Origin of the sequence: Leifsonia sp. P73 (assembly GCF_051059105.1) — a bacterium.
Lineage (GTDB): Bacteria > Actinomycetota > Actinomycetes > Actinomycetales > Microbacteriaceae > Leifsonia.
This window is the reverse complement of sequence record NZ_CP194931.1, coordinates 304,212-325,167: the sequence shown is the minus strand read 5'-3', so window position 1 is coordinate 325,167 and position 20,956 is coordinate 304,212. Positions and strand designations below refer to the sequence as shown.

19 protein-coding genes and 3 pseudogenes are annotated in these 20,956 nt (G+C 70.2%); 8 read left to right on the top strand and 14 right to left on the bottom strand.

The annotated features are described in order from the left end of the window. Window positions 1–45 precede the first annotated feature (45 nt). Window positions 46–777, top strand: coding sequence for a flavodoxin family protein (locus ACQ86L_RS01700; RefSeq protein WP_434317414.1), 732 nt, complete (start codon window positions 46–48; stop codon window positions 775–777). 63 nt (window positions 778–840) lie between these two features. Here ACQ86L_RS01700 and ACQ86L_RS01695 read toward each other — a convergent pair whose 3' ends face one another. The 3 genes from ACQ86L_RS01695 to ACQ86L_RS01685 all read right to left on the bottom strand — a co-directional run bounded on the left by ACQ86L_RS01695 (window position 841) and on the right by ACQ86L_RS01685 (window position 2,651). Then, on the bottom strand, window positions 841–1,452 hold the full coding sequence (locus ACQ86L_RS01695) for a S8 family serine peptidase (protein ID WP_434317413.1): 612 nt from the start codon (window positions 1,450–1,452) through the stop codon (window positions 841–843). After that, entirely contained in the window at window positions 1,431–2,075 is a 645-nt protein-coding gene (locus ACQ86L_RS01690) for a hypothetical protein (protein WP_434317412.1), read from the bottom strand. The genes ACQ86L_RS01695 and ACQ86L_RS01690 overlap by 22 nt, the downstream gene beginning before the upstream one ends. Before the next feature lie 63 nt (window positions 2,076–2,138). Then, the gene (locus tag ACQ86L_RS01685) at window positions 2,139–2,651 is read right to left on the bottom strand and encodes a hypothetical protein (RefSeq protein WP_434317411.1); all 513 of its coding nucleotides are present in this window, start codon (window positions 2,649–2,651) and stop codon (window positions 2,139–2,141) included. Between the two features lie 55 nt (window positions 2,652–2,706). On the opposite strand from ACQ86L_RS01685, the gene ACQ86L_RS01680 reads away from it, so the two are divergent. After that, on the top strand, window positions 2,707–2,868 hold the full coding sequence (locus ACQ86L_RS01680) for a hypothetical protein (RefSeq protein WP_434317410.1): 162 nt from the start codon (window positions 2,707–2,709) through the stop codon (window positions 2,866–2,868). Window positions 2,869–2,877: 9 nt separating this feature from the next. Further along, on the top strand, window positions 2,878–3,504 hold the full coding sequence (locus ACQ86L_RS01675; RefSeq protein WP_434317409.1) for a septum formation family protein: 627 nt from the start codon (window positions 2,878–2,880) through the stop codon (window positions 3,502–3,504). A gap of 4 nt (window positions 3,505–3,508) precedes the next feature. On the opposite strand, the pseudogene ACQ86L_RS01670 reads toward ACQ86L_RS01675, so the two are convergent. Then, a pseudogene (locus ACQ86L_RS01670) lies at window positions 3,509–5,889 on the bottom strand (ATP-binding cassette domain-containing protein). Between the two features lie 174 nt (window positions 5,890–6,063). Between ACQ86L_RS01670 and ACQ86L_RS01665 the strand changes: the two are divergent. Then, window positions 6,064–6,702, top strand: coding sequence for an HdeD family acid-resistance protein (locus ACQ86L_RS01665; protein WP_434317408.1), 639 nt, complete (start codon window positions 6,064–6,066; stop codon window positions 6,700–6,702). Here the strand turns inward: ACQ86L_RS01665 and ACQ86L_RS01660 are convergent. Both ACQ86L_RS01660 and ACQ86L_RS01655 read right to left on the bottom strand, forming a co-directional pair. Further along, window positions 6,699–8,692 (bottom strand): annotated as a pseudogene (locus tag ACQ86L_RS01660) (S9 family peptidase). The gene ACQ86L_RS01665 and the pseudogene ACQ86L_RS01660 overlap by 4 nt on opposite strands. After that, window positions 8,689–9,477: an SDR family oxidoreductase gene (locus tag ACQ86L_RS01655; protein WP_434317407.1), complete on the bottom strand. Its 789-nt coding sequence runs from the start codon at window positions 9,475–9,477 to the stop codon at window positions 8,689–8,691. The pseudogene ACQ86L_RS01660 and the gene ACQ86L_RS01655 overlap by 4 nt, the downstream one beginning before the upstream one ends. 141 nt (window positions 9,478–9,618) lie before the next feature. Between ACQ86L_RS01655 and ACQ86L_RS01650 the strand changes: the two genes are divergently transcribed. From ACQ86L_RS01650 to ACQ86L_RS01635, 4 genes are all read left to right on the top strand, one after another. Continuing rightward, window positions 9,619–10,119 carry an NfeD family protein gene (locus ACQ86L_RS01650; RefSeq protein ID WP_345835121.1) on the top strand — a complete coding sequence of 167 codons (501 nt, stop codon included), beginning with the start codon at window positions 9,619–9,621 and terminating at the stop codon, window positions 10,117–10,119. Beyond that, a complete protein-coding gene (locus ACQ86L_RS01645; protein WP_434317406.1) occupies window positions 10,116–11,126 on the top strand; it encodes an SPFH domain-containing protein in 1,011 nt (336 codons plus the stop codon). Before ACQ86L_RS01650 ends, ACQ86L_RS01645 begins: the two co-directional genes overlap by 4 nt. Further along, a complete protein-coding gene (locus ACQ86L_RS01640) occupies window positions 11,123–11,872 on the top strand; it encodes a glycerophosphodiester phosphodiesterase family protein (protein ID WP_434317405.1) in 750 nt (249 codons plus the stop codon). Before ACQ86L_RS01645 ends, ACQ86L_RS01640 begins: the two co-directional genes overlap by 4 nt. A gap of 116 nt (window positions 11,873–11,988) precedes the next feature. Next, window positions 11,989–12,360: an RNA polymerase-binding protein RbpA gene (locus ACQ86L_RS01635; protein WP_434317404.1), complete on the top strand. Its 372-nt coding sequence runs from the start codon at window positions 11,989–11,991 to the stop codon at window positions 12,358–12,360. A 39-nt stretch (window positions 12,361–12,399) separates the two neighbouring features. Here the strand turns inward: ACQ86L_RS01635 and lnt are convergent, their stop codons facing one another. From lnt to ACQ86L_RS01595, 8 genes and pseudogenes are all read right to left on the bottom strand, one after another. Beyond that, a complete protein-coding gene (gene lnt, locus ACQ86L_RS01630; RefSeq protein ID WP_434317403.1) occupies window positions 12,400–13,998 on the bottom strand; it encodes an apolipoprotein N-acyltransferase in 1,599 nt (532 codons plus the stop codon). Between the two features lie 58 nt (window positions 13,999–14,056). Continuing rightward, window positions 14,057–16,492, bottom strand: a complete 2,436-nt coding sequence (locus tag ACQ86L_RS01625; RefSeq protein ID WP_434317402.1) for a DEAD/DEAH box helicase — start codon at window positions 16,490–16,492, stop codon at window positions 14,057–14,059. A 9-nt stretch (window positions 16,493–16,501) separates the two neighbouring features. Continuing rightward, on the bottom strand, window positions 16,502–17,254 hold the full coding sequence (tatC, locus tag ACQ86L_RS01620; protein ID WP_434318966.1) for a twin-arginine translocase subunit TatC: 753 nt from the start codon (window positions 17,252–17,254) through the stop codon (window positions 16,502–16,504). A gap of 43 nt (window positions 17,255–17,297) precedes the next feature. Then, window positions 17,298–17,558, bottom strand: a complete 261-nt coding sequence (gene tatA / locus ACQ86L_RS01615) for a Sec-independent protein translocase subunit TatA (RefSeq protein WP_434317401.1) — start codon at window positions 17,556–17,558, stop codon at window positions 17,298–17,300. Window positions 17,559–17,561: 3 nt separating this feature from the next. Beyond that, complete coding sequence (locus ACQ86L_RS01610; protein WP_434317400.1) at window positions 17,562–17,912, bottom strand: hypothetical protein; 351 nt, start codon at window positions 17,910–17,912, stop codon at window positions 17,562–17,564. Between the two features lie 9 nt (window positions 17,913–17,921). Next, window positions 17,922–18,875, bottom strand: coding sequence for a helix-turn-helix transcriptional regulator (locus ACQ86L_RS01605; RefSeq protein ID WP_434318965.1), 954 nt, complete (start codon window positions 18,873–18,875; stop codon window positions 17,922–17,924). Window positions 18,876–18,914: 39 nt separating this feature from the next. After that, window positions 18,915–19,937, bottom strand: a pseudogene (locus ACQ86L_RS01600) (helix-turn-helix transcriptional regulator); the annotation flags it as partial. Between the two features lie 20 nt (window positions 19,938–19,957). Further along, window positions 19,958–20,878, bottom strand: a complete 921-nt coding sequence (locus ACQ86L_RS01595; protein WP_434317399.1) for an FKBP-type peptidyl-prolyl cis-trans isomerase — start codon at window positions 20,876–20,878, stop codon at window positions 19,958–19,960. Window positions 20,879–20,956 lie beyond the last annotated feature (78 nt).

Below are 20,956 nucleotides of genomic sequence, written 5' to 3'. Positions count from 1 at the left end.
GATTCCCGCTGGACAGCTGAACGCCCGCTGTCTACCGTGTGACCCATGAGCCCACGGGACACCGACTACAGCGATCTGAAAGCGCTCTTCATCAACACGACCCTCACCCGCTCCCCCGGGCGCAGCCACACCCAGTCGCTGATCGACGTGAGCGCGTCGATCATGTCCGACCAGGGGGTGCAGGTGGATCAGTTCCGCGCCGTCGACCACCCGATCGCCACCGGCGTCTACCCCGACATGCGCGAGTACGGCTGGGAGGTGGACGGCTGGCCCGAGCTGTTCCCGCGAGTGCTCGCCGCCGACATCCTCGTGATCGCCGGCCCGATCTGGCTCGGCGACAACAGCAGCGAGACCAAGAAGATCATCGAGCGGCTCTACGCGCACTCGGGCGAGCTCAACGAGAAGGGCCAGTGGCTGTACTACGGCCGCACGGGCGGCTGCCTCATCACCGGCAACGAGGACGGCATCAAGCACTGCGCGTCCAACGTCCTCTACAGCCTGCAGCACATCGGCTACGCGATCCCTCCGCAGGCGGACGCCGGCTGGATCGGCGAGGCCGGCCCCGGCCCCAGCTACGGGGATGAGCTCGAGGACGGCCGGCGTGTGGGGTTCGACAACGACTTCACGAACCGGAACACGACCTTCCTCACCTGGAACCTGCTGCACCTGGCCCGGCTACTGAAGGACGCGGGCGGCTTCCCCGACTACGGCAACCAGCGCAAGGAGTGGGACGCAGGGGCGCGGTTCGACTTCCCGAACCCCGAGTACCGGTCATGAAACACCGCGGTCGGCCGTCGCCGCGTCACGCGGGCAACGGCCGACCGAAGGCGACAGGCGGTCTCAGGGGGTCGCGTTGAGCGCTGCCCGGATGTCGATGTCGCGAGCGGAGGCGGGCGAGTCGGGACCCGTGACCGGCGTTCCGGTTGTCGCGAGCAGTTCGACCAGCTGGTCGACCGTCGGGCCGGTGGAGAACTTCTCACGGAGAACGGCGAAGGCGCCCGCCACCTGCGGCGCGGAGAAGGACGTTCCCATCGCGTAGTACGTGCCCACGCTCGTGTACGGGAGCAGCACGCCGTCGCGCGTCAGGTGATTGCCCTCGCCGACCGGAGCGTACAGGCGCGTACTAGCGGCATAGTTGGAGTAGCTGGCACGCACATGCGGCTCGAGCGTCTTGGTGGCGCCGACCGTGATCACGTTCTTTCCGCAGTTCCAGGCGCCCAGCGAGTCGAGGCCGTCGTTGCCGGCCGACATGATGACGGCGATGCCTTTGGCCGTGAGCCGTCCGGCCGCATCGTCGATGGCCCGCCCGATGGCGGAGCAGGTGCCCCCGACCCCGATCGGGTTCGCGGCGACCGACATGGTCACGGCGGCGATCTTGCCGCGGTAAACGGGCTCGTCGGTCGCCACGTTGTCGATCCAGTTGAGGGCGTTCACGATGGACTCCCCGACCATCCGTGCTCGTCATCCTCGCCCGACGTCGCGCCCCCGCCGACCTTCACCGCGACCACCCTCGCGCCGGTCGCGGCACCCGCCGTGGAGACCTGGGTGTAGGAGCCGTCCGCGTTGAGCTCCCACCGCACGCCCGGCTGACCCACGACGGCTCCGGCCGTCGCCGTGCCGTGATAGTCGTGGCAGAGTTTGCCCCCCGAAGTCACGCACTGCGGCGACGGCGCTGCGCTGCCGGCACCCACGCTGAAGTACGACGGTCCCGTGTAGAGGTACGGCTTGTCGAGCACGTTCGCCTCATCGCAGAGGTTCCCCCACGCAGTCTTGTCGGCGCCAAGCCCGAAGCAGAGCTCGTCCGCGACCTTGGAGCGCCCGTCCGCATCGTTCATGAGCGCGTTGCCCCCGGTGAACGCCCCATCGAGGTCGAACACGAACTGGCCCGCCCCGTCGAACCGGGCACCCTCAGCATCCGTGTACGCCCCTGACGCGTCGGCGCCCAGGTTCATGGCGATGTTCGACCGCGTCCATTGGTCGCTCTCGGGGGCGGCGACCGCGGACACGCCGGTGCTCAGCACGATCGGAGCGACGACCGCCGCTCCGACGAGCCCTCTGGTGATTGATTTTCGCATCGATGTTTCCTTACTGGTGAGCACGCACTTATGCGTTCACCCGCAGCATATCGCACATCAATGTCAGGACAGAGACGGCAGCGTGAACGCGAACCGGTCGCCGGCCGCGAACCGGTACTCGTCGTCGCAGCGGTAACCGCGCAGCCACCGCACGCCGTCGACCACGCGCAAGTAGAAGCCCTTCGGGAACTCGACGTCGTCGCTGAGCGGCGCGGCGGCGACCTTGATCGCGCCCGCGGGCGAGCGTCCCGCCGACAGCACAGAATCGGGTGCGTTCGGCTGCGACCGCAGCGCCAGCCGGAGGTACGGGCCGGTGTCGGGAGGGCACAACGACAATCCCTGCTCCCGTGCCGCCGTGAAGACCTCCTGGAGGCTCCCTCCGTCGCCGAGGCCCAGTTCGGCCAGGTCGCGCACGACGACGGTCAGCTCCACCGGTTCCCGCACATCGAACGCCTCGTGATCGAGCAGCGTCTCGGCGTGTGCGTTCAACAGCACACCGTGCGACTGCAGGGCCGTGCGCAGGTCCGCGCGAGAGGCTCCGCCGACGCTCAGCCGGGTCGGTTCGGATTCTTCCACGGGCTCCAGGCTACCCACCCGCGTCACGACGACGCTCCGCTCGGGTCTCCTACGCATGACGACCCTCGACACCCGCGCACCCGACACCACGAGCAGCTGCCCGCAATGCCAGGGCCGGACCGCCTACCCGTCCATCGTCACCGTCGACCGGAGCCCGCGGTTCACCCTGGTGTGCGCCTTCTGCGGCACCCCTCGCGATCTCGACGGCCGAACGTAGGATGAGGCGGTGAGAGACCGCCGATCGCCCGCGAGCCAGGACGGCCTGTCGCGCCGCGGCTGGACGGTCCTCGTAGCCGCGACCGCCGCCGCCGCGGTCGCCCTCCTCTCGGTGGCCGCCTTCGCGAACGGCCGATCTCCTGGCCAGGCGCAGGCTGACACAACGGCGGCCTCGTCCGCTCCGCCGCACCCGCTGGACCCGGCTCCCACGCCGCTCGGGCTGCCGCCACGCCCGACCCACACGCCGCCGGTCGCGACCGTCCCCGAGCAACCGGTCGGCGGCATCGCCGTCGGCGCGTGCCTCCAGGTCTTCCCGTCACCGTCGGCGAGCTCCTACGCCGTCATCGACTGCGGGTCGCCGCACATCGCCCAGGTGCTCTCCAAGGGCGTCCTCCCCCAGTCCGCCGACGCACCGTTCCCCGGCGCGCAGGCGCTCAACGCCCAGGTCGGCGACCTCTGCACCGCCCCGGGCTTGCTGGACTGGGACTGGGTCGCGGTGTGGAACGAGGACGTGCAGGTGGAGCTGCGCTATCCCGACAGCGCGACCCAGTGGGCCTCCGGAGACCGCGCCTACGAGTGCTTCGTGGACACGTACTCACGTCACGAGCTCACCGGGACCGCGGTAGCGGCCCACTAGGACGTCACGCTCCGACGTACTCCGCCAGGTGCTGCCCGGTCAGCGTCGCACGGGTCGCGACCAGGTCGGCGGGCGTCCCCTCGAACACGACGCGGCCGCCTTCGTGGCCTGCTCCCGGGCCGAGGTCCACGATCCAGTCGGCGTGCGCCATCACAGCCTGGTGGTGCTCGATGACGATCACCGACTTGCCCGAGTCGACCAGCCGGTCCAGGAGGCCGAGGAGCTGCTCGACGTCGGCCAGGTGCAGGCCGGTGGTCGGCTCGTCCAGCACGTAGATGCCGCCCTTCTCGGCCATGTGCGTCGCGAGCTTGAGGCGCTGGCGCTCGCCGCCGGACAGCGTCGTCAGCGGCTGGCCGATGGTCAGATAGCCGAGACCGACGTCCGCCAGACGCTGCAGGATCGCGTGCGCGGCCGGGATGCGCGACTCGCCGCTCGCGAAGAACGTCTCCGCATCCTCTACGGACAACGCCAGCACCTCGCTGATGTCGAGGCCGCCGAACCGGTACTCCAGCACGGAGGCGTCGAAGCGCTTGCCCTCGCAGACCTCACAGACCGTCGAGACGCCGGCCATCACGCCGAGGTCGGTATAGATGACGCCGGCGCCGTTGCAGTTCGGGCAGGCGCCCTCGGAGTTCGCGCTGAACAGCGCCGGCTTGACGCCGTTGGCCTTCGCGAACGCCTTGCGGATCGGCTCCAGCAGGCCGGTGTACGTGGCCGGGTTGCTGCGCCGCGAGCCGCGGATCGCCGCCTGGTCGACGGAGACGACGCCATCGCGCGGTGACACCGAGCCGTGGATGAGCGAGCTCTTGCCCGAGCCGGCCACGCCGGTGACCACGACCAGCACGCCGAGCGGGATGTCGACGTCCACGTCCTGCAGGTTGTGGGAGGTCGCGCCGCGCACCTCCAGCCGCCCGGACGGCGTCCGCACCGACTCCTTGACCCGCGCGCGGTCGTCCAGATGCCGCCCCGTGAGCGTGCCGCTCCCCCGCAGTCCCTCGATGGTCCCCTCGTAGACGATCTCTCCCCGGCCGTGCCCGCGCGCGGCCCGAGGTCAACCACGTGGTCGGCGATGACGATCATCTCCGGCTTGTGCTCCACCACCAGCACCGTGTTGCCTTTGTCGCGGAGCTGGACGAGCAGTTCGTTCATCCGTCGCATGTCGTGCGGGTGGAGGCCGACCGACGGCTCGTCGAAGACGTAGGTGATGTCGGTGAGCGACGACCCCAGGTGGCGGATCATCTTGGTGCGCTGCGCCTCCCCGCCCGACAGCGTGCCGGAGGGCCGGTCGAGCGACAGGTAGCCGAGGCCGATGTCCACGAACGAGTCGAGCGTGCCCTGGAGGTTGGCCAGCAGCGGCGCGACGGACGGCTCATTCAGCCCGCGCACCCACTCCGCCAGGTCGCTGAGCTGCATCGCGCATACATCCGCGATACTGACGCCGCGGATCAGCGACGACCGCGCGCCCTCGTTGAGCCTCGTCCCTGCGCACTCCGGGCAGGGCGCGAAGGTGACCGCGCGCTCCACGAAGGCCCGGATGTGCGGCTGCATGGCCTCGACGTCCTTCGACAGCATCGACTTCTGGACGCGCGGCACCAGGCCCTCGTAGGTGAGGTTGATGCCGTTGATCTTGACCTTCACCGGCTCCTTGTAGAGGAAGTCGCGCAGCTCGGTCTCCGAGTAGTCCTGGATCGGCTTGGCCGCGTCGAAGAAGCCGGACTCGCTGAACATCCGCACCGACCAGCCGTCCGCCGTGAAGCCGGGCACGGTGATCGCGCCGCCGGACAGCGACTTCGACTCGTCGTAGAGCTGGGTCAGGTCGATCTCGGAGGCGGTGCCCATCCCCTCGCAGCGCGGGCACATGCCGCCGGTCTGCTCGAAGCTGCGCTTCACCGTCCCCTTGCCCTCGATGGAGATGGCGCCGGCGCCGCGCACGGTGGGGATGTTGAACGAGAAGGCCTGCGGCGAGCCGATGTGCGGCCGGCCGAGCCGGCTGAACAGGATGCGCAGCATGGCGTTCGCGTCGGTGACCGTGCCGACCGTCGACCGCGCGTTGGCCCCCATCCGCTCCTGGTCGACGAGGATCGCCGTGGTGAGCCCCTCCAGCACGTCCACGTCGGGCCGTGCCAGCGACGGCATGAAGCCCTGCACGAACGCGCTGTAGGTCTCGTTGATGAGACGCTGCGACTCGGCGGCGATCGTGCCGAACACCAGCGAGCTCTTGCCGGAGCCGGACACCCCGGTGAACACGGTCAGCCGGCGCTTCGGGAGCTCGACGCTGACATCCTTGAGGTTGTTCTCACGTGCGCCGCGCACCCGGATGACGTCGTGGCTGTCCGCCCGCTCCTGTCCGCCCTCGGCCGTGGTCGCGCTGGTCGCCGTGGTCATCGCCTGCTCCGTCCGTTTCGGTGTGTTTCCGATCTAACCAGGTGCCGACGACCCGCTCCCTCCCCCGTGACCGCGGCCTCGCGAGAATGGGTCTGATATGCACAGGAGATTTTCAGTATTCTGCGCGTAAGCGGCCATCCGACACTGTGGCCGAACGACTGAAAGGTGTGTGCGATGTCCTCCACCGATCCTCTCGACTCCGCCGTCCGCGACCTCTCGCTGGACGCCTCGGAGATGACGCGTTCCGCCATCAACGCCATCCGGGCCGTGATGGGCGTCAGCGGCGCCGTCGCGGTCATCCTCGGCGTCGTGCTGCTGTTCTGGCCCGCGAAGACCATCGCCGTGCTGGCGGTGTTCCTCGGCATCTACTTCCTCATCGCCGGCATCATGCGCCTCGGCGTCGGGATCTTCGCCCGCGGCATCGGCGGCGGCATCCGCACGCTGAACATCATCCTCGGGGTGCTGCTGGTGTTCCTCGCCGTCGTGACCCTGAAGAACGTGTCGACCGCGGCGACCGTGCTGGTGATCTTCGCCCTCGCCTTCATCGGCGTCGGCTGGATCATCGAGGGCGTGATGGCGCTGGTGGAGGCAGGGCGCGCCCGCTCCGCCGGGTGGGCGATCGCCTACGGCATCCTCAGCATCGTCGCCGGTCTCGTGGTGCTGTTCCTGCCGGCGTCGTCGGCGGTGTTCCTGATCCTGTTCGCCGCGATCGCCCTGATCGTGCTCGGCATCATCGGGATCGTCCGCGCGTTCACCTTCGGGCGCGAGGCGCTGAAGACCACCGCGGCGCCCGCCGCGCCCGCCGCCGCCTAGCGTCGGGGCTTCACCGGCACGTACCGGTCCCACCAGTCCAGGATGATCTCGAACCGCTCGCGACGGTGCCGCGGCCGGCCGCTGCGGCTGAGCTCGTGGTCCTCCCCGGGGAAGATCACCAGCTCGGCCTCGACGCCGCCGCGCTTCAGCGCCGCGTAGTACCGCTCGGCCTGGCCGAGCGGGCAGCGCAGGTCGCTGGACGAGTGCATAACCAGGGTGGGCGTCCGCACCCGGTCGACCACGGCCTGCGGGCTCTGCGCCGCGATCCCGGACGGATCGGTGCCGGTGTACTCGTCGCTGAAGAAGCTGCCGATGTCGCTGGTGCCGATGAAGGCGGCGGGGTCGAGGTAGCCGCGCTCCACAATGGCCGCGGCGAAGCGGTGGTCGTGCGCGATCGTCCACGCCGTCAGGTAGCCGCCGTAGGAGCCGCCCATCACGCCGACGCGCTCGGCGTCGAGGCCCCGGGTCTCGGCGATGGCGCCGTCCAGGAAGTCCAGGACGTCCGCCAGGTCGACGGTGCCCATCCGCTGCCGGATGACGCGGCCGTGCTCCTGGCCGTAGCCGGCCGACCCGCGCGGGTTGCTCATCACCACGGCGTAGCCCGCCGCGGCGTAGACCTGCGCCTCGTCGAAGAGCGCCGCGGTGTAGGCCGCGAACGGCCCGCCGTGGATGTTCAGGAGCACGGGATGCGGCCCTGCGCCCTCCGGCACCACCACCCAGCCGTGGATCGGATAGCCGTCGCGGCCCGTCACCGTGAGCTCGCGCGGGGCGATCACGCCGGCCGCGCGCAGCGCGCGGGAGAAGTCGGTGAGCCGCCGGAGGCCGTCGCCGTCGATCACGGCGACGTCGCCCGCGGTGCCGGCGTCCGAGACGCTCACCACGATCGTCTCGCCCGACGCGCCGACGCCGTTCACCACGGTGAGGTCGTCGGTGAGCCTGCGTGTGGCGCCGTCGGCCTTCACCTCGGTCAGGACGAGCGCGCCCCGGCGGCGGTCGCACACCAGCACGCTGTCGTCGCGGAAGGCGACGATGTCCGACTCGGTGAGGTCGACCGTCTCCGGATCCGTCAGGAGGCGCGGAGCGGCCCCGGGTGGTCGATCACGTACAGCGCGGTGTTCTTGGCCACGAAGTCCCTGCCGCCCTGGCCCACGTCCTGCGCGCTGAAGTAGAGCGCGCCGTTGAGGCCGTAGGCGACGGCGACGACCGAGAAGCTGCCGTGCTCCCCCGTCGCGTCGGAGGGCTCGCGCCCGCCGTCGACGGGCACCAGGAAGACGTTCGAACGCAGGTCGTCGTCCCGGCTGTCGTGACGGGAGGAGACGAACGCGAGCGTCGAGCCGTCCGGCGAGAACGCGATCGTCGAGTCGTCCCAGTCCCCGCCGGTCAGCGCGCGCGGCGTCGCCACTGCCGGCGCCGGGCGGGTCGAGCCGTCGGCCTCGGCGATCGGCGCAACCGGAGGCTCCGCCCAGACGTCGGGGACGGCCACGAGGTAGACGTGCGAGCGCCGGTCGGTGATGTAGCCGAGTCCGTTAGCCTGATATTTCAGAGTCTCGATCCGGCGGGCCCGCTCCCCGTTCGGGTCGATGCCCTCCACGGTGCCGTAGCGCCCTTGCTCGGGATCGCGGCTGACGAAGGCGAGCGAGCGGCCGTCCGGAGCCCAGGCGAACTCGGTCACGCCCAGCTTGCGGTCGGTGACGACCACCGGCTCGCCGCCCGCGGCGTCGACCACCATGAGCTGGGACGGCGACTTCGGGCCGCCGCGCAGGAACGCGATCAGGCGCCCGTCCGGGGAGAACTTCGGGGCGCTGTCGCGGAAGCCGCGCGTGAGCCGCCGCGGCGCCGCATGCCCGGAGAGCGGGATGTTCCAGAGCTGGCCGATCGTCGCGTCGGCGGCGAGCGAGGGATGCGTCACCGAGACGACCGCGCGGCCTCCTGCCGGGTGGACGGTGGGACGCGAGACCCCGGTCAGGAGCTCGAGGTCGGCGGCCCTCATTCGCTGATCGGCTCGAAGCTGGAGACGTCGCCGACGAGGCGGGTGTGGTCGGCCGGAACCGGGTCAACCACGGCCGACGCGACCTCCGCGGCGAACTCGCCGACGTTGTAGAGGCGGCCGGCGGCCTCCTTGCGGGCGTCGATCGCGCCCGGGTTGAGCCGGTTGAGCAGCGTCGCGGTGATGGTGCCCTCGATCATGTCGCCGGAGACCACCACGAACTCGACGCCCTTCGCGTCGAGCTCCGGCAGCAGCGCCCGCAGCGCGTCCTCGCCCGCCCGCTTGCTCAGCGCGACCGCCTCGTACTCCGGCATGGTCGGCGTCGAGCGGATGAAGTGCGCCTGGTGGCTGGTGACGAACACGACGCGCGAGCCGGCGGCCATGAGCGGCAGCGCCGACGTCAGGACGTTCACCTGCGCGTCGCGGTTGAGCTGCATGGCGTAGTCCTCGGCCATCCCGGACTCCATGCCGCCCGACGCGTTGAGGACGAGGATGTCGAGGCCGCCCCACTCGGCGTCGATCGCCCGGAAGAGCGCGCCGACCGAGGTCGGGTCGGTGAGGTCGGCGCCGACGGTGATCGCGGAACCGCCCTGCTCGCGGATGGCGTCGGCCAGCTTGACCGCGCGCGCCTCCTTGTTGCGGTAGTTGATCGCGACCGCGGCGCCGGCGTCGGCCAGGTACTGCACGGTGTCGGCGCCGATGCCGCGCGACGAACCGGTGACGAGGGCGCGTTTGCCGGTGAGGCTGCCCTGTTCGAGCGGGCTGGCGGACGCGGAAGCGTTGGACACGGGTACTCCTAGAGCGATTGACGACACGGCTTTCTGAGACTACCAAGTGCGTTCCGTCCGGTGGGCCGCGGGAATGCTAGCGTTCTAGCAAGTACATAGTGATGTGTAGACACATGGTGATGTGTAGAGAGGGGGCCGCTCATGGACATCACGTCCTTCGCCTGGATCGCCTGGCTCGTCCTCATCCTCGTCTTCGTGATCATCGAGATGCTGACGCTCGACTTCGTCTTCCTCATGATCGCGATCGGCAGCTTCGGCGGGCTGATCGCCGGGCTGTTCGGCGCGCCATGGTGGCTGCAGCTCATCATCGCGGCCGCGATCTCGGTGGTCCTGGTCTTCTTCATCCGGCCGCCGCTGCTGCACAGGCTCAAGCGCGGAGGCGACCCCACCAAGAGCAACGTGGACGCGCTGATCGGCATGAACGGCGTCGTCGTCTCGACCGTCTCGCGCACCGCGGGCCTGGTCAAGCTGTCCGTCGGGGAGACCTGGACCGCGCGGCTCTCGCCCGCCCAGTCCGGCCCCGCCGAACTGGTGCCCGGCGAGCATGTCATCGTCCTGAGCATCGAGGGCGCGACGGCCGTCGTCGCCCCGTCACCGGTGTCGGCGGGAGCCGGCGACCTCACCGAGAGGAGCCTGACGTGACCGAAGTCACCCAGCTCGTCGCGACCATCGTCGTCTCGATCATCATCCTGGTGATCGCGATCTTCGTGCTGGTCACGCTGTTCCGCGCCATCCGGATCATCCCGCAGGCGCGGGCCGGGGTGGTGGAGCGGCTCGGTCGGTACCACAAGACGCTCACCCCCGGCCTCAACGTCGTCGTCCCGTTCATCGACAAGGTGCGCCCGCTCATCGACCTCCGCGAGCAGGTCGTCTCGTTCCCGCCGCAGCCGGTCATCACCGAGGACAACCTGGTCGTCTCGATCGACACCGTCGTCTACTTCCAGGTCACCGACGCCCGCGCCGCGACGTACGAGATCGCCAACTACCTCGGCGCCGTGGAGCAGCTCACCACGACCACCCTCCGTAACGTGGTCGGCGGCCTGAACCTCGAGGCCGCCCTGACCAGCCGCGACAACATCAACGGCCAGCTCCGCCTGGTGCTCGACGAGGCCACCGGCAAGTGGGGCATCCGAGTATCCCGCGTCGAGCTGAAGGCGATCGACCCGCCCGTGTCCATCCAGGACTCGATGGAGAAGCAGATGCGCGCCGAGCGCGACCGTCGTGCGCTGATCCTGACGGCCGAGGGCACGAAGCAGTCCGAGATCCTCAACGCGGAGGGCCTGCGGCAGGCCGCGATCCTCAAGGCGGAGGGCGACGCGAAGGCGGCCGTGCTCCGCGCGGATGGCGAGGCGAAGGCGATCACCACGGTCTTCAGCGCCATCCACGAGGGGAACCCGGACAACCTGCTGCTGGCCTACCAGTACCTGCAGACGCTGCCGAAGCTCGCCGAAGGCTCCGCGAACAAGCTCTGGATCATCCCGAGCGAGCTCACGGAGGCGCTGAAGGGCATCGGTGCTGCGCTCGGACCGAAGGGCGCGGCCGCGGCCGGGCTGGATGCGGTCCCGGCCGGCACCCAGGCCGCACCGTCCGTGGAGGCAGCCGCCGCCGGCGCCACCGGTCCTACTTCCCCGCCCGCTCCCCCGGCGTGACCTTCCTCGACGGGCCGCGGCCGCGCATCATCGCGCACCGCGGCCTGGCCGTGGAGGCGCCGGAGAACACGCTGCTCGCGTTCCTGAAGGCGCTGAGCGCGGGTGCGACGCATCTGGAGACGGACGTGCACGCCTCGGCCGACGGCGAGGCCGTGATCAGCCACGATCCCGACCTGACCCGGGTGGCCGGCCGCGACGTGCGCGTGGAGCAGCTCACCCTGGCCGAACTGCGGCGCTTCCCGCTCGGCGACGGCCAGTCGTTCTCCTCGCTGGCCGAGGCGCTGGACGCCTTCCCGCAGGCGCGCTTCAACATCGACATCAAGGACGAGCGCGCCGCGGCCCCGGCCGCCGCCGCGATCGTGAAGACGCGCGCGGCCGATCGGGTCCTCCTCACCAGCTTCTCGGCCGCGCGCAGGAGAGCCGCGACCTCCGCCCTCCCCGAGGTCGCGGTGTCGCCCTCGGTCTCGGAGTTCGTGCCCGCGCTGCTCGGTTCGAAGCTGGGGGTGCGACCCCTCACCCGGCGGGCGCTGCGCGGGTTCGCCGCCGTGCAGATCCCGGAGCGCCGCGGCCCGGTCCGCCTGGTCACCGCCCGCACGGTCCGCGCGATCCAGGCCGCCGGAGCCGAGGTGCACGTCTGGACGGTGGACGACGTCGCCGACATGACCCGACTGCTCGACCTGGGAGTCGACGGAATCGTCACCAACCGCTGCGACCTCCTGAAAGCCCTGGTCGACGCACGAAAATAGACCGTCGTGCCGAGCTCGACGCTGTGAGCCCACTGAGAGAAGGCGGCGTCCGGAAAGAGAATCCCCAGCTTGCTGGTTTATAACTGTGAGGATTCGCGCGAAGAGGAGACCACACGATGGCAGATCGCAGTTTGCGCGGAATGAGGCTTGGCGCCCAGAGCTTACAAAGTGAAGAAGGCGTCGTCTACTCTCCGCGTTCCCGTTATACGTACCTGTGCCCCGACTGCGGCACGGAGACCGATATGGTCTTCGCCGCCGAGGCCGAGCCTCCCAAGGGATGGGAGTGCAAGCACTGCGGCCACGAGGCCCGCTTGCTGGTCGACGACAAGCCCGTCGAGATCGACCACTCGGACGTCAAGACGCCGCGCAGCCACTGGGACATGCTCCTGGAGCGTCGCACCCGGGCCGAGCTCGAAGAGCTCCTCGAGGAGCGGCTGCAGTACCTGCGCGCACGCCGCGGGACGACCGAGCACAAGCACACCGCCTGATCTTCAGGCACAGCCGCTCGGCATCCCGAACAGCCGCTCTCACCGTTCCGGTGGGAGCGGCTTTCTCGTGTCCGGAGGCGGCAGCCTGCGGCACAGCGCCGCCGCCAGCAGGCCGAACAGGCCGAGGCCCGCGACGAAGAACTCGATGCCGCGGCTGAGCAGCGTGGACGGCGTCGTCGTGGTGCCGAGCGGCACGTCCGCGACCATGTGGCCGGGCGTGAACGGCGGGATCTCGGTGATCGTCCTCCCGTCCGGCGCGATGATCTGGCTGCTGCCGACGGTCGAGATGTTCACCAGGGCCCGGCCGGACTCGATCGCGCGCAGCCGGGCGATCGCGAGCTGCTGCTCGTTCTCGTCGGTCTCGCCGAAGTCCGCGTTGTTGGTCTGCGCGAGGATGACCTGGGCGTCGTCGTTCATCATGTCGGTGAGGAGCTGGTCGTCCACGATGTCGAAGCAGATCGAGATGCCGGCGCGCACTCCCCCGATGTCGAAGACGTTGTCGCGGGTCCCTGGAGTGTAGTCGCGGCCGATGAGGTCGATGAGCGACGGCGCGAACGGCCGCCAGAACGATCGGTCCGGCACGTACTCGCCGAACGGGACGGGGTGCTTCTTGTCGTAGTAGTCGACGGCGCCCTTGCCCGCCTCCCACTGCAGCGAGGTGTTGAAGTACTTGCCGTCGCGGTAGGTGATCGTCCCGACGATGAAGGGCGCGCCGAAGCGCCGGCTGAGCGCGTCGAGGACGGAGGCCGTCCCCGGGTCGCGGGTCGGATCCGGCAGCGCAGCGCCTTCCGGCCACACCACCATGTCGACCTTCTTGTCGCCCGACGACTGCGAGAACGGGATCTTCAGCGTCTCGGTGATCTGGGTGTCCAGCACCGCGCCCACCGGGGCGTTGTCGAAGTACCCGGCGGGTCCGTTGCCCTGGACCGCGGCGATCCGCGTGGTCCCGTGCGTGGTCGCCGGCCACGACGGCACGGCCAGCACCAGCGCCACCGCGCCCAGGGCGATCGCGCCGCGGAGGACGGCGCGCACGTCCACGGCGAAGAACAGCTCGATCAGCAGCGCGACCAGCCAGACCATGACGAAGCTCAGGCCGGAGATGCCGAGCCAGGCGACCAGCGGCGCATACGGGCTCAGCGACTGCGACTCGGCGACCCGGCCCCAGGAGAAGCCGCCGTACGGCCAGTTGCCCGTCACGTACTCCCGCAGCACCCAGAGTCCCGCGACGACGACCGGCACCAGCCCCAGACGCCCCGCGATCCCCGGCCATGCCCGCGGCACCCAGCGGTACGCCAACGTCAGGAGGATGCCGCCTGCGCCCCAGAACAAGGCTTCGAGCGTCGAGAGCGCGACCCACGGCACCGGCCCCAGGTACAGCGACGTCCACGACACGTGCACCAGGTAGAAGGCCTCGCCCGCCAGCCAGCCGACGAGGAAAGCGGTTCCGGCCGTGCGGCCGCGCTGCGCGAGCAGCACCATCCCGATGCCGACGAACGTCAGCGGCCACAGGTTCTGCCCCGGGAAGCCGGCCGCGAGGACGGGCCCGGCTCCGACGGCCACGACGATCGCGAGCCAGAGCGGCAGGGGCGCTGCCGGCAGGGGCGGCCGCCGTCGGGGCGCGCGTGGGCGTCGGGTCACGAAGGGAGAGCTTAAGGCATCGGGCCCTGTGTCCCGCACAGGCGCCGCTCCCGTGCGCTCAGGCAACGGCGGAGTACGCGACGATGCCGCGGCGGATCGACTCCAGCGCCTGCCGTGCCGTGCGGCCGACGTTGCCCTGCGCCACGAGAGAGAGCTGGTCCAGGAGGTCGATCGTCTGCTTCGCCCAGCGCACGAAGTCGCCGGCGGCCATGTCGGCCTCGCGCAGCACGACGTCCAGCGCCGCGCCGCGCGCCCACTGGTGCATCGCCAGCGCCAGCGCGGTGGAGACCGGCTCGCTGCCCGGAAGGCGGTTGTCGCGCTCCAGGTCGTCCAGCCGGGCCCAGAGGTCGGTGGTGCGCTCCAGGGCCGGGCGGAAGGCGCCGCGCGGGAGGTTGCGGTCATGCGCGAGACCGTCGTCACGGCGCGGCTCGAAGACCAGCGCGCACGCCATCGCGGCGAGGCCGGCGGCGTCCAGCTCCTTCCAGTAGCCGCGGCGCAGGCACTCGGCGACGAGCAGGTCCCGCTCGCCGTAGATCCGCTTGAGCGTGCGGCCGTGCACGGTCAGCACCGTCTCACCGTCCTCCTCGGCCAGGTAGCCGAGCTCCAGCAGCACGTCGGAGACGCGGTCGAAGACCTTCGCGACCGCTCCCGTGCGGGACTGGATCTGGGCGCTGAGCCGATCGGTGTCGCGCTTGAGCTTCCACCACCGCTCCGACCAGCGGGCGTGCTGCTCGCGGTCGGGGCAGCGGTGGCACGGGTGCTCCCGCATCCGCTTCCGAAGCGCGGCGAGCTGGCGCTGGCGCCGCTCGCGGTCGGCCTTGGAAGCGTTCTCGATGCGCTGGCCCTTCTTCTCCAGGTCGCTGAGCTCACGGCGGATGCGCGAGTACTCGCGGAAGTCGCCGAGGTGGCACTCCATCGCCTTCTCGTAGCCGGCCAGGGACTCCTCCTGCTGGCGCACCTTGCGGGCGAGGTCGACCACCGCGCGGTCGGCCTGGAACTGCGCGAACGATGACTCCAGGATCTCGCGGGTGCGCACCCGCCCGAACTGGTCGATGAGGTTGACGGCCATGTTGTAGGTGGGGCGGAAGCTGGAGTTGAGCGGGTAGCTGCGGCGGGAGGCCAGCGAGGCGACCGATTGCGGGTCGAGGCCGTCCTCCCACTGGATGACGGAGTGGCCCTCGACGTCGATGCCGCGGCGCCCGGCGCGGCCGGTGAGCTGGGTGTACTCCCCCGGTGTGATCGGCACGCGGGCCTCGCCGTTGAACTTCTCCAGCTTCTCCAGCACGACCGTGCGGGCGGGCATGTTGATGCCCAGCGCCAGCGTCTCGGTCGCGAAGACCACCTTGACCAGCTTCCGGCGGAAGAGCTCCTCCACGACCTCCTTGAAGGCGGGCAGCATGCCGGCGTGGTGAGCCGCGACACCGCGCTCCAGGCCCTCCAGCCACTCCCAGTAGCCCAGAACGGCGAGGTCCTCGTCCAGCAGGGTCCGGCAGCGCTCCTCGACGATGGCGCGGATCTCGTCGCGCTCGCGCTGCTCGGTGAGCCGGACGCCTTCGCGGAGGGTCTGGCGGACGGCGGCGTCGCAGCCGTTGCGGCTGAAGATGAAGAAGATCGCCGGGAGGAGGTTGTGCTCGTTCAGCATCCGGACGAAGTCGGCGCGGTTCATCCGGAAGGTGTCGGGGCGGCCGCCGCGCGAGTGGTAGCGCCCCACATCGCGCATCTGCCGGCTGGAGAGCGTCCGGCCGCCGTAGCGCGCCATCTGCACGAGCTCGGGGTTCACCCGGTTGGTCGAGGCGAGCCCCGACGAGTCGAACAGGTCGATCAGCTTGGAGCGCATCAGGATGTGCTGCTCCAGCGGCACCGGGCGCTCCTCGGAGACCACCACGTCGGTGTCGCCGCGCACCGCCTGCAGCCAGTCGCCGAACTCCTCGGCGTTGGAGACCGTGGCGCTGAGCGAGACCATCCGCACCGCCTGCGGCAGGTGGATGATGACCTCCTCCCAGACGGCCCCGCGGAACCGGTCCGCCAGGTAGTGCACCTCGTCCATCACCACGTAGGCCAGATCACCGAGGAGGTCGGAGTCCGCGTAGAGCATGTTGCGCAGCACCTCGGTGGTCATCACCACGATGCGGGCGTGCGAGTTGATGTTCGTGTCGCCGGTCAGCAGCCCGACCGACTCCGGCCCGTAGGCCTCCACGAACTCCTGGAACTTCTGGTTGCTCAGCGCCTTCATCGGCGTCGTATAGAACACCTTCGCGTTCGCCTCGCGCATGGCGAGGAACACCGCGAACTCGGCGACGATGGTCTTGCCCGCGCCGGTCGGGGCGGCCACGAGCACGCTGCGGCCGTTCTCCAGGCTCGCGCACGCCTCGCGCTGGAACGGGTCCAGGTCGAAGCGCAGCCCTGCCCGGAACGTCTCCAGCACGGGCTGCTGCGCCCGCTGCCGCGAGGCGGCGAAGCGTTCGGCCGGGGAGAGCTGCTGCTGGTCGGTCACGCGACCAGCCTATGCCGCGAGCTCGGCCTCCAGCCGCATCGCCGCCTTGGCCGCGCGGCGGTCGTGCAGCCAGGCGACCCCGTAGGCGCCGAAGTAGAGCAGCACCATCGGCACGGCCAGCAGGAACATCGAGAGCACGTCCGCGGCGGGCGTCGCGATGGCGGTGAAGAGCGCGATCAGGATGATCGCCCAGCGCCAGGAGGCGATGATCGACTTGGCGCTCAGCACGCCGACGAAGTTGAGCAGCACCAGGAACACCGGCAGCACGAAGGCCACGCCCACCGCGAGGACGAGCTTGGTCACGAAGTCGATGTAGGTCTTGGCGTCGATGATCGCCGCGTCCTGCTCGGGGGCGAAGCTGGTCAGGAGGCTGACCATGTGCGGCACGAGCAGCCAGCCGGCCACGCCTCCCGCGATGAACAGCGGCACCGCGGTGAAGAAGAAGCCGAAGGCGTACTTGAGCTCTTTGCGCGTCAGCGCCGGCACGAAGAACGCCCAGATCTGCCACAGCCAGATGGGGCTGGAGATGATCACGCCGATGGTGATCGCCATCTGCATCTTCAGGTCGAATGCCCCGGTGATGCTGCCGTAGTTCAGCAGCGCCTCGCGGCCCTGCTGCTTCGCGATCTCCGTGATCGGAGCGCGCAGCGCGTCCATCACGGGACCGGCGAGGATCCAGCCCGCGACCGCGCCGACCAGCAGGCCGATCGCAGCGCGGAACAGACGTTTACGAAGCTCTACGAAGTGCTCGGCCAGCGACATCCGGCCTTCGCGGTTCTTGCCTCGCTTGGTGGAGGCCACGCAGCTACTGCTTCGGCTTGGACTCGGTCGAGTCGGCGGTCGGCGCAGCGGTGGTGGGCGCAGAGGCGCTGGGGGCGGCGGTCGACGCGTCGGTGTTCGCGCCGTCGTCCTTGCCGTCCTTCTTCATCTCGTCGACCTCGCCCTTGAAGATGCGCATGGACTGGCCGATGCTCTTCGCGAGGGCGGGAAGCTTGGGCGCACCGAAGAGAAGGAGGATGACCGCGAGAATGATGAGCAGGTGCCATCCGGTGAGGCCGCCGAGCATGATTTACGTCCTTCTGTTCAAGTACGAGTAGCGGAACGGATCCGCCCTGACGAGTATTTTACCGCGCCTGACCCGCTGGTCTCTGCGAGCTTGCCGTGCGACCTCACGGTCGGCCACCGCCTGCTCGCGTTCGGCGCGGAGCACGTCCGCGTCGGCGAAGACCGCGCTGTGAAACTCAGTGTACCGCATGTCATCCGAGCGTTGCCTGAGGATGTCCGCCTTCTCGATCAGCGCGCTCGCCTCGCGGCCTGCGGCCATGACCTTGCGGAACAGCCACCAGGCGAAGAACGCGAGCATGCCGAGGAGGCCGAGCACGAGCACGACCCAGATGACGACCCACGACCACCACGGCATGCAGGGAGCCTAACGGTAGCGGTCGGCGCCCGCACGCGCCCACTCTGCGACGAGCCGGCGGGCCTCGGGAGGGTCGAGCACGGTGAGCACTCCGGCGAGCCCGGCGACCAGGCGCTTCAGGCCGTGGAAGTGCGCGACGCGCACGCTCGTGCGGATGACGCCGTCGCGCTCCTCGCGCGCTGCGCCCTCGGGGATGTAGTCCTCGATGAGCGGGATGGCGGAGGCGGACACCTCGACGGTGACCAGCTGATCCTCCGGCGTGCCCTCGAAGAGCGTCTCCGGGAGCTTGAGGTCGCCCGGCCGGTAGGTGATCGGCTCCTTCGTCGTCATCAGGCCGTCGATGCGGTCGAGGCGGAAGGTGCGGATGGCGGTGCGGAGGTGGTCCCAGCCGCGCAGGTACCAGTCCTGGTCGACGGACTCGACGCGCAGCGGGTCGACGCGGCGGCGCTCCCGCTCCCCGCGCGAGTTGAGGTAGTCGAACTCGAGCTGGGTGCCGGCGATGACGGCCTCGCGGATGGTCGCGAGCGCCTCGTCCGACTCGGAGCGCGCGACGGCGACCTGGCTCGGCGCGGCGGACGCACCGCGGGCCAGCTTGGCCATCAGGGAGCCGATCACGTCGCGGTCGGCGTTCTCGGGAAGCGCGGTGAGGTACTGGAGGCCGGCGATCAGCGCGGCGGCCTCCCGCGCGGAGAACCGCGGCGAGTCGTCGATCGCGACCTGGTGGGTGAGGACGATGCGGTCGTTCTCCTCGAACTCGTCCCAGGAGATGTCGAACAGGTCGCCCGGCTGGTACGCGTTCGTCTCGCCCGGGATGCCGGAGACGGCGATGAGCCGCACTGCGTCGCGCATGCTCTCCTCGTCCACGCCGAAGTGCTCTGCCGCCTCCGCCACGGTGACCCGGTCGCGGTCCATCAGGTACGGGACCAGGGCGAGCAGGAACGCCAGCTTGTCCTGCGCCTGCATCGGGCGTCTGCGCTCAGCCACGGGCGCTCCCCTCCCCGCGTCGGCGGCGCTCTCGTGCGCCTCGGCGACCGCCACCAGCCGCTCGACCACCTTGCCGCGCAGCTCCTCCGGGGCCAGCACCAGCACCTCCGGGCCGAAGGCGGCGAGCTGGTCGGCGAGGATGTTGATGTCCGAGAAGTTCACCGTGAGCCGGAACGCCTCGCCTTCGTGCTCGGCCGGGACGGCGTCGCCGTAGCGCTTGCGCAGCCGGGTCGCGGCGTCGGTGCCCGCCGTCACCTCGATCTCGGCGACGTTCGCCGCCCAGATCCGCTCCAGGTCCTCCAGCGCCCGCTCGGCGAAGTCGTCGCCCTCCGGGGTGAACGTGCGGTTCGTGACCTTGACCGGCCCGACCATGCGCGAGAGCAGGAAGGTGCGCGAGCCTCCGGCCTCCTGGTCGATGCCCTGCAGGTGCCAGCGGCCCTGGTGCTGCACGAGCGCGAGCGGTGCGACCGTGCGCACGCGCGACGCGCTCTCACCGGGCTTGAGGTACGGGAACTGGACGATGGCGTGGCGTTCCAGCGCCTGGCTCAGCGGCTCGAAGGCGCTCTCGCGGGCGCGCAGGCGCGGCGCGTAGCCGACGACCGGCTCGTCGGCCTCCACGCCGAGCGAGCGCAGCTTCATCAGCGCGCGGCGCGACTCCCCCGACAGCGAGCCTTCGCGCCACACCGTGGCGGCGAGCCCGAGCAGGGTGATCTCCATCGGGGAGAACACCACGTCGGCCGGGAGATCGTATGCGCCCTTCGGGATGCGGTAGCGCAGCAGCTGGTTGTTGCCTGCGGCCTCCGGCGACTCGACCGTCTCCAGCGGGACGCCGAGCTCGCGGATGTCGTCCTTGTCGCGCTCGAACTGACGCTCGAGGCTGCTGTTGTCGCCGTGCGCCTCGTAGCGCTGGCGGTAGCCCTGGACGGTCGAGAGGATCTCGTTCTTCGTCAGGCCGTTCTCGGTCGCGAGCAGCGCCAGCACGAGGCTGAAGAGACGCTCCTCGACCGGGACGCGCGCGGGCGAAGACGAGGATCGGGGCACCCGACCATCCTAGTCGGGACTCAGCGGACTCCGAGGATGTCGACCACCCAGGCAGCGGCGGGGACGTTGCCGTTCGCGGGGGCCTCGATGACGAGCTGCGAGCCGACCTTCTGGCCGACCAGCGGCTTCAGGACCTCCTGCGGCAGCGCCTGGTTGAGCGCGCTCTGGCCGGTGCTCATCACCACGATGTCGGGCGACTTGCTCTGCCAGCTGCTCATCACGACGTTCTTCTGGTCCCAGCCGACCGCGGTGTAGTGCAGGACGACCTGCGAGTCGGCCTTGACCTCCTCGCCGTCGCCCTGCCTGAGCGTCTCGGTGCGGACGGTCTTGGGGGCGCCGCCGGAGGACGGGATCGTGATGCCCGGCTGGCCCGTCGGCGCGAGCACGACGGTCGGGAAGCCGGAGACCGAGGGACGGACGGCGCCGTTGGCCGCCGGGAGGTAGGCGTGGACGATGTCGGCGACGAGGATGGTCGTGTTGCCCGACCCGGCCCCGCCGGAGTCCTTCGGCGAGATCGCGACGGCGACGCGCGAGCCGACCGGGGCGCAGAGCAGGCCCTTGCTGATCGCCGCGTTGGAGTTGCCGATGGTGATCGGCGTGGTGTCGCCGCCGTAGCTGCCCTTCTCGCCGACCTGGCCGGTCTGCCCGTCGAGCAGCGTGTACTGGATCTCGACCATCTGTCCGTTGATCACCGGCTGGCCGGTGCCCGTGGTGAGGATCGTGCGCTCGGAGGTCGTGGTGTCGACCGGCGTCGGGAAGCTGATCTTCGGCTGCTTGCCGATCGGGCCGGAGGCCTTCACCAGGTCCGACGCCTGCCCGCTCTTGAGGGCGGAGCCGCAGTCGGCGTTCGGGTTGGACGAACATCCGGTCAGCGCCGCGGCGACGATGCCGACGGCGAGGAGGGCGACGGACGATCTTCCGAGTGCGGTAGCTCTGCGCACGGGTCCTCTTTCGATGCGGGCATTCTCGATGCGGGCATTCTCGATGCGAGCGTTCTTGGATGCGAGCGGTGGGGGTGG

What these genes read in the sequence shown, in the direction of transcription:
- ACQ86L_RS01665 (WP_434317408.1), top strand. Translation starts at nt 6,064, where the DNA reads ATGTCCTCCACCGATCCTCTCGACTCCGCCGTCCGCGACCTCTCGCTG.
- ACQ86L_RS01690 (WP_434317412.1), bottom strand. Translation starts at nt 2,075, where the DNA reads ATGCGAAAATCAATCACCAGAGGGCTCGTCGGAGCGGCGGTCGTCGCT.
- ACQ86L_RS01610 (WP_434317400.1), bottom strand. Translation starts at nt 17,912, where the DNA reads ATGCCGTGGTGGTCGTGGGTCGTCATCTGGGTCGTGCTCGTGCTCGGC.
- ACQ86L_RS01605 (WP_434318965.1), bottom strand. Translation starts at nt 18,875, where the DNA reads ATGCAGGCGCAGGACAAGCTGGCGTTCCTGCTCGCCCTGGTCCCGTAC.
- ACQ86L_RS01700 (WP_434317414.1), top strand. Translation starts at nt 46, where the DNA reads ATGAGCCCACGGGACACCGACTACAGCGATCTGAAAGCGCTCTTCATC.
- tatC (WP_434318966.1), bottom strand. Translation starts at nt 17,254, where the DNA reads ATGTCGCTGGCCGAGCACTTCGTAGAGCTTCGTAAACGTCTGTTCCGC.
- ACQ86L_RS01680 (WP_434317410.1), top strand. Translation starts at nt 2,707, where the DNA reads ATGACGACCCTCGACACCCGCGCACCCGACACCACGAGCAGCTGCCCG.
- ACQ86L_RS01695 (WP_434317413.1), bottom strand. Translation starts at nt 1,452, where the DNA reads ATGGTCGGGGAGTCCATCGTGAACGCCCTCAACTGGATCGACAACGTG.
- tatA (WP_434317401.1), bottom strand. Translation starts at nt 17,558, where the DNA reads ATGCTCGGCGGCCTCACCGGATGGCACCTGCTCATCATTCTCGCGGTC.
- ACQ86L_RS01650 (WP_345835121.1), top strand. Translation starts at nt 9,619, where the DNA reads ATGGACATCACGTCCTTCGCCTGGATCGCCTGGCTCGTCCTCATCCTC.
- ACQ86L_RS01635 (WP_434317404.1), top strand. Translation starts at nt 11,989, where the DNA reads ATGGCAGATCGCAGTTTGCGCGGAATGAGGCTTGGCGCCCAGAGCTTA.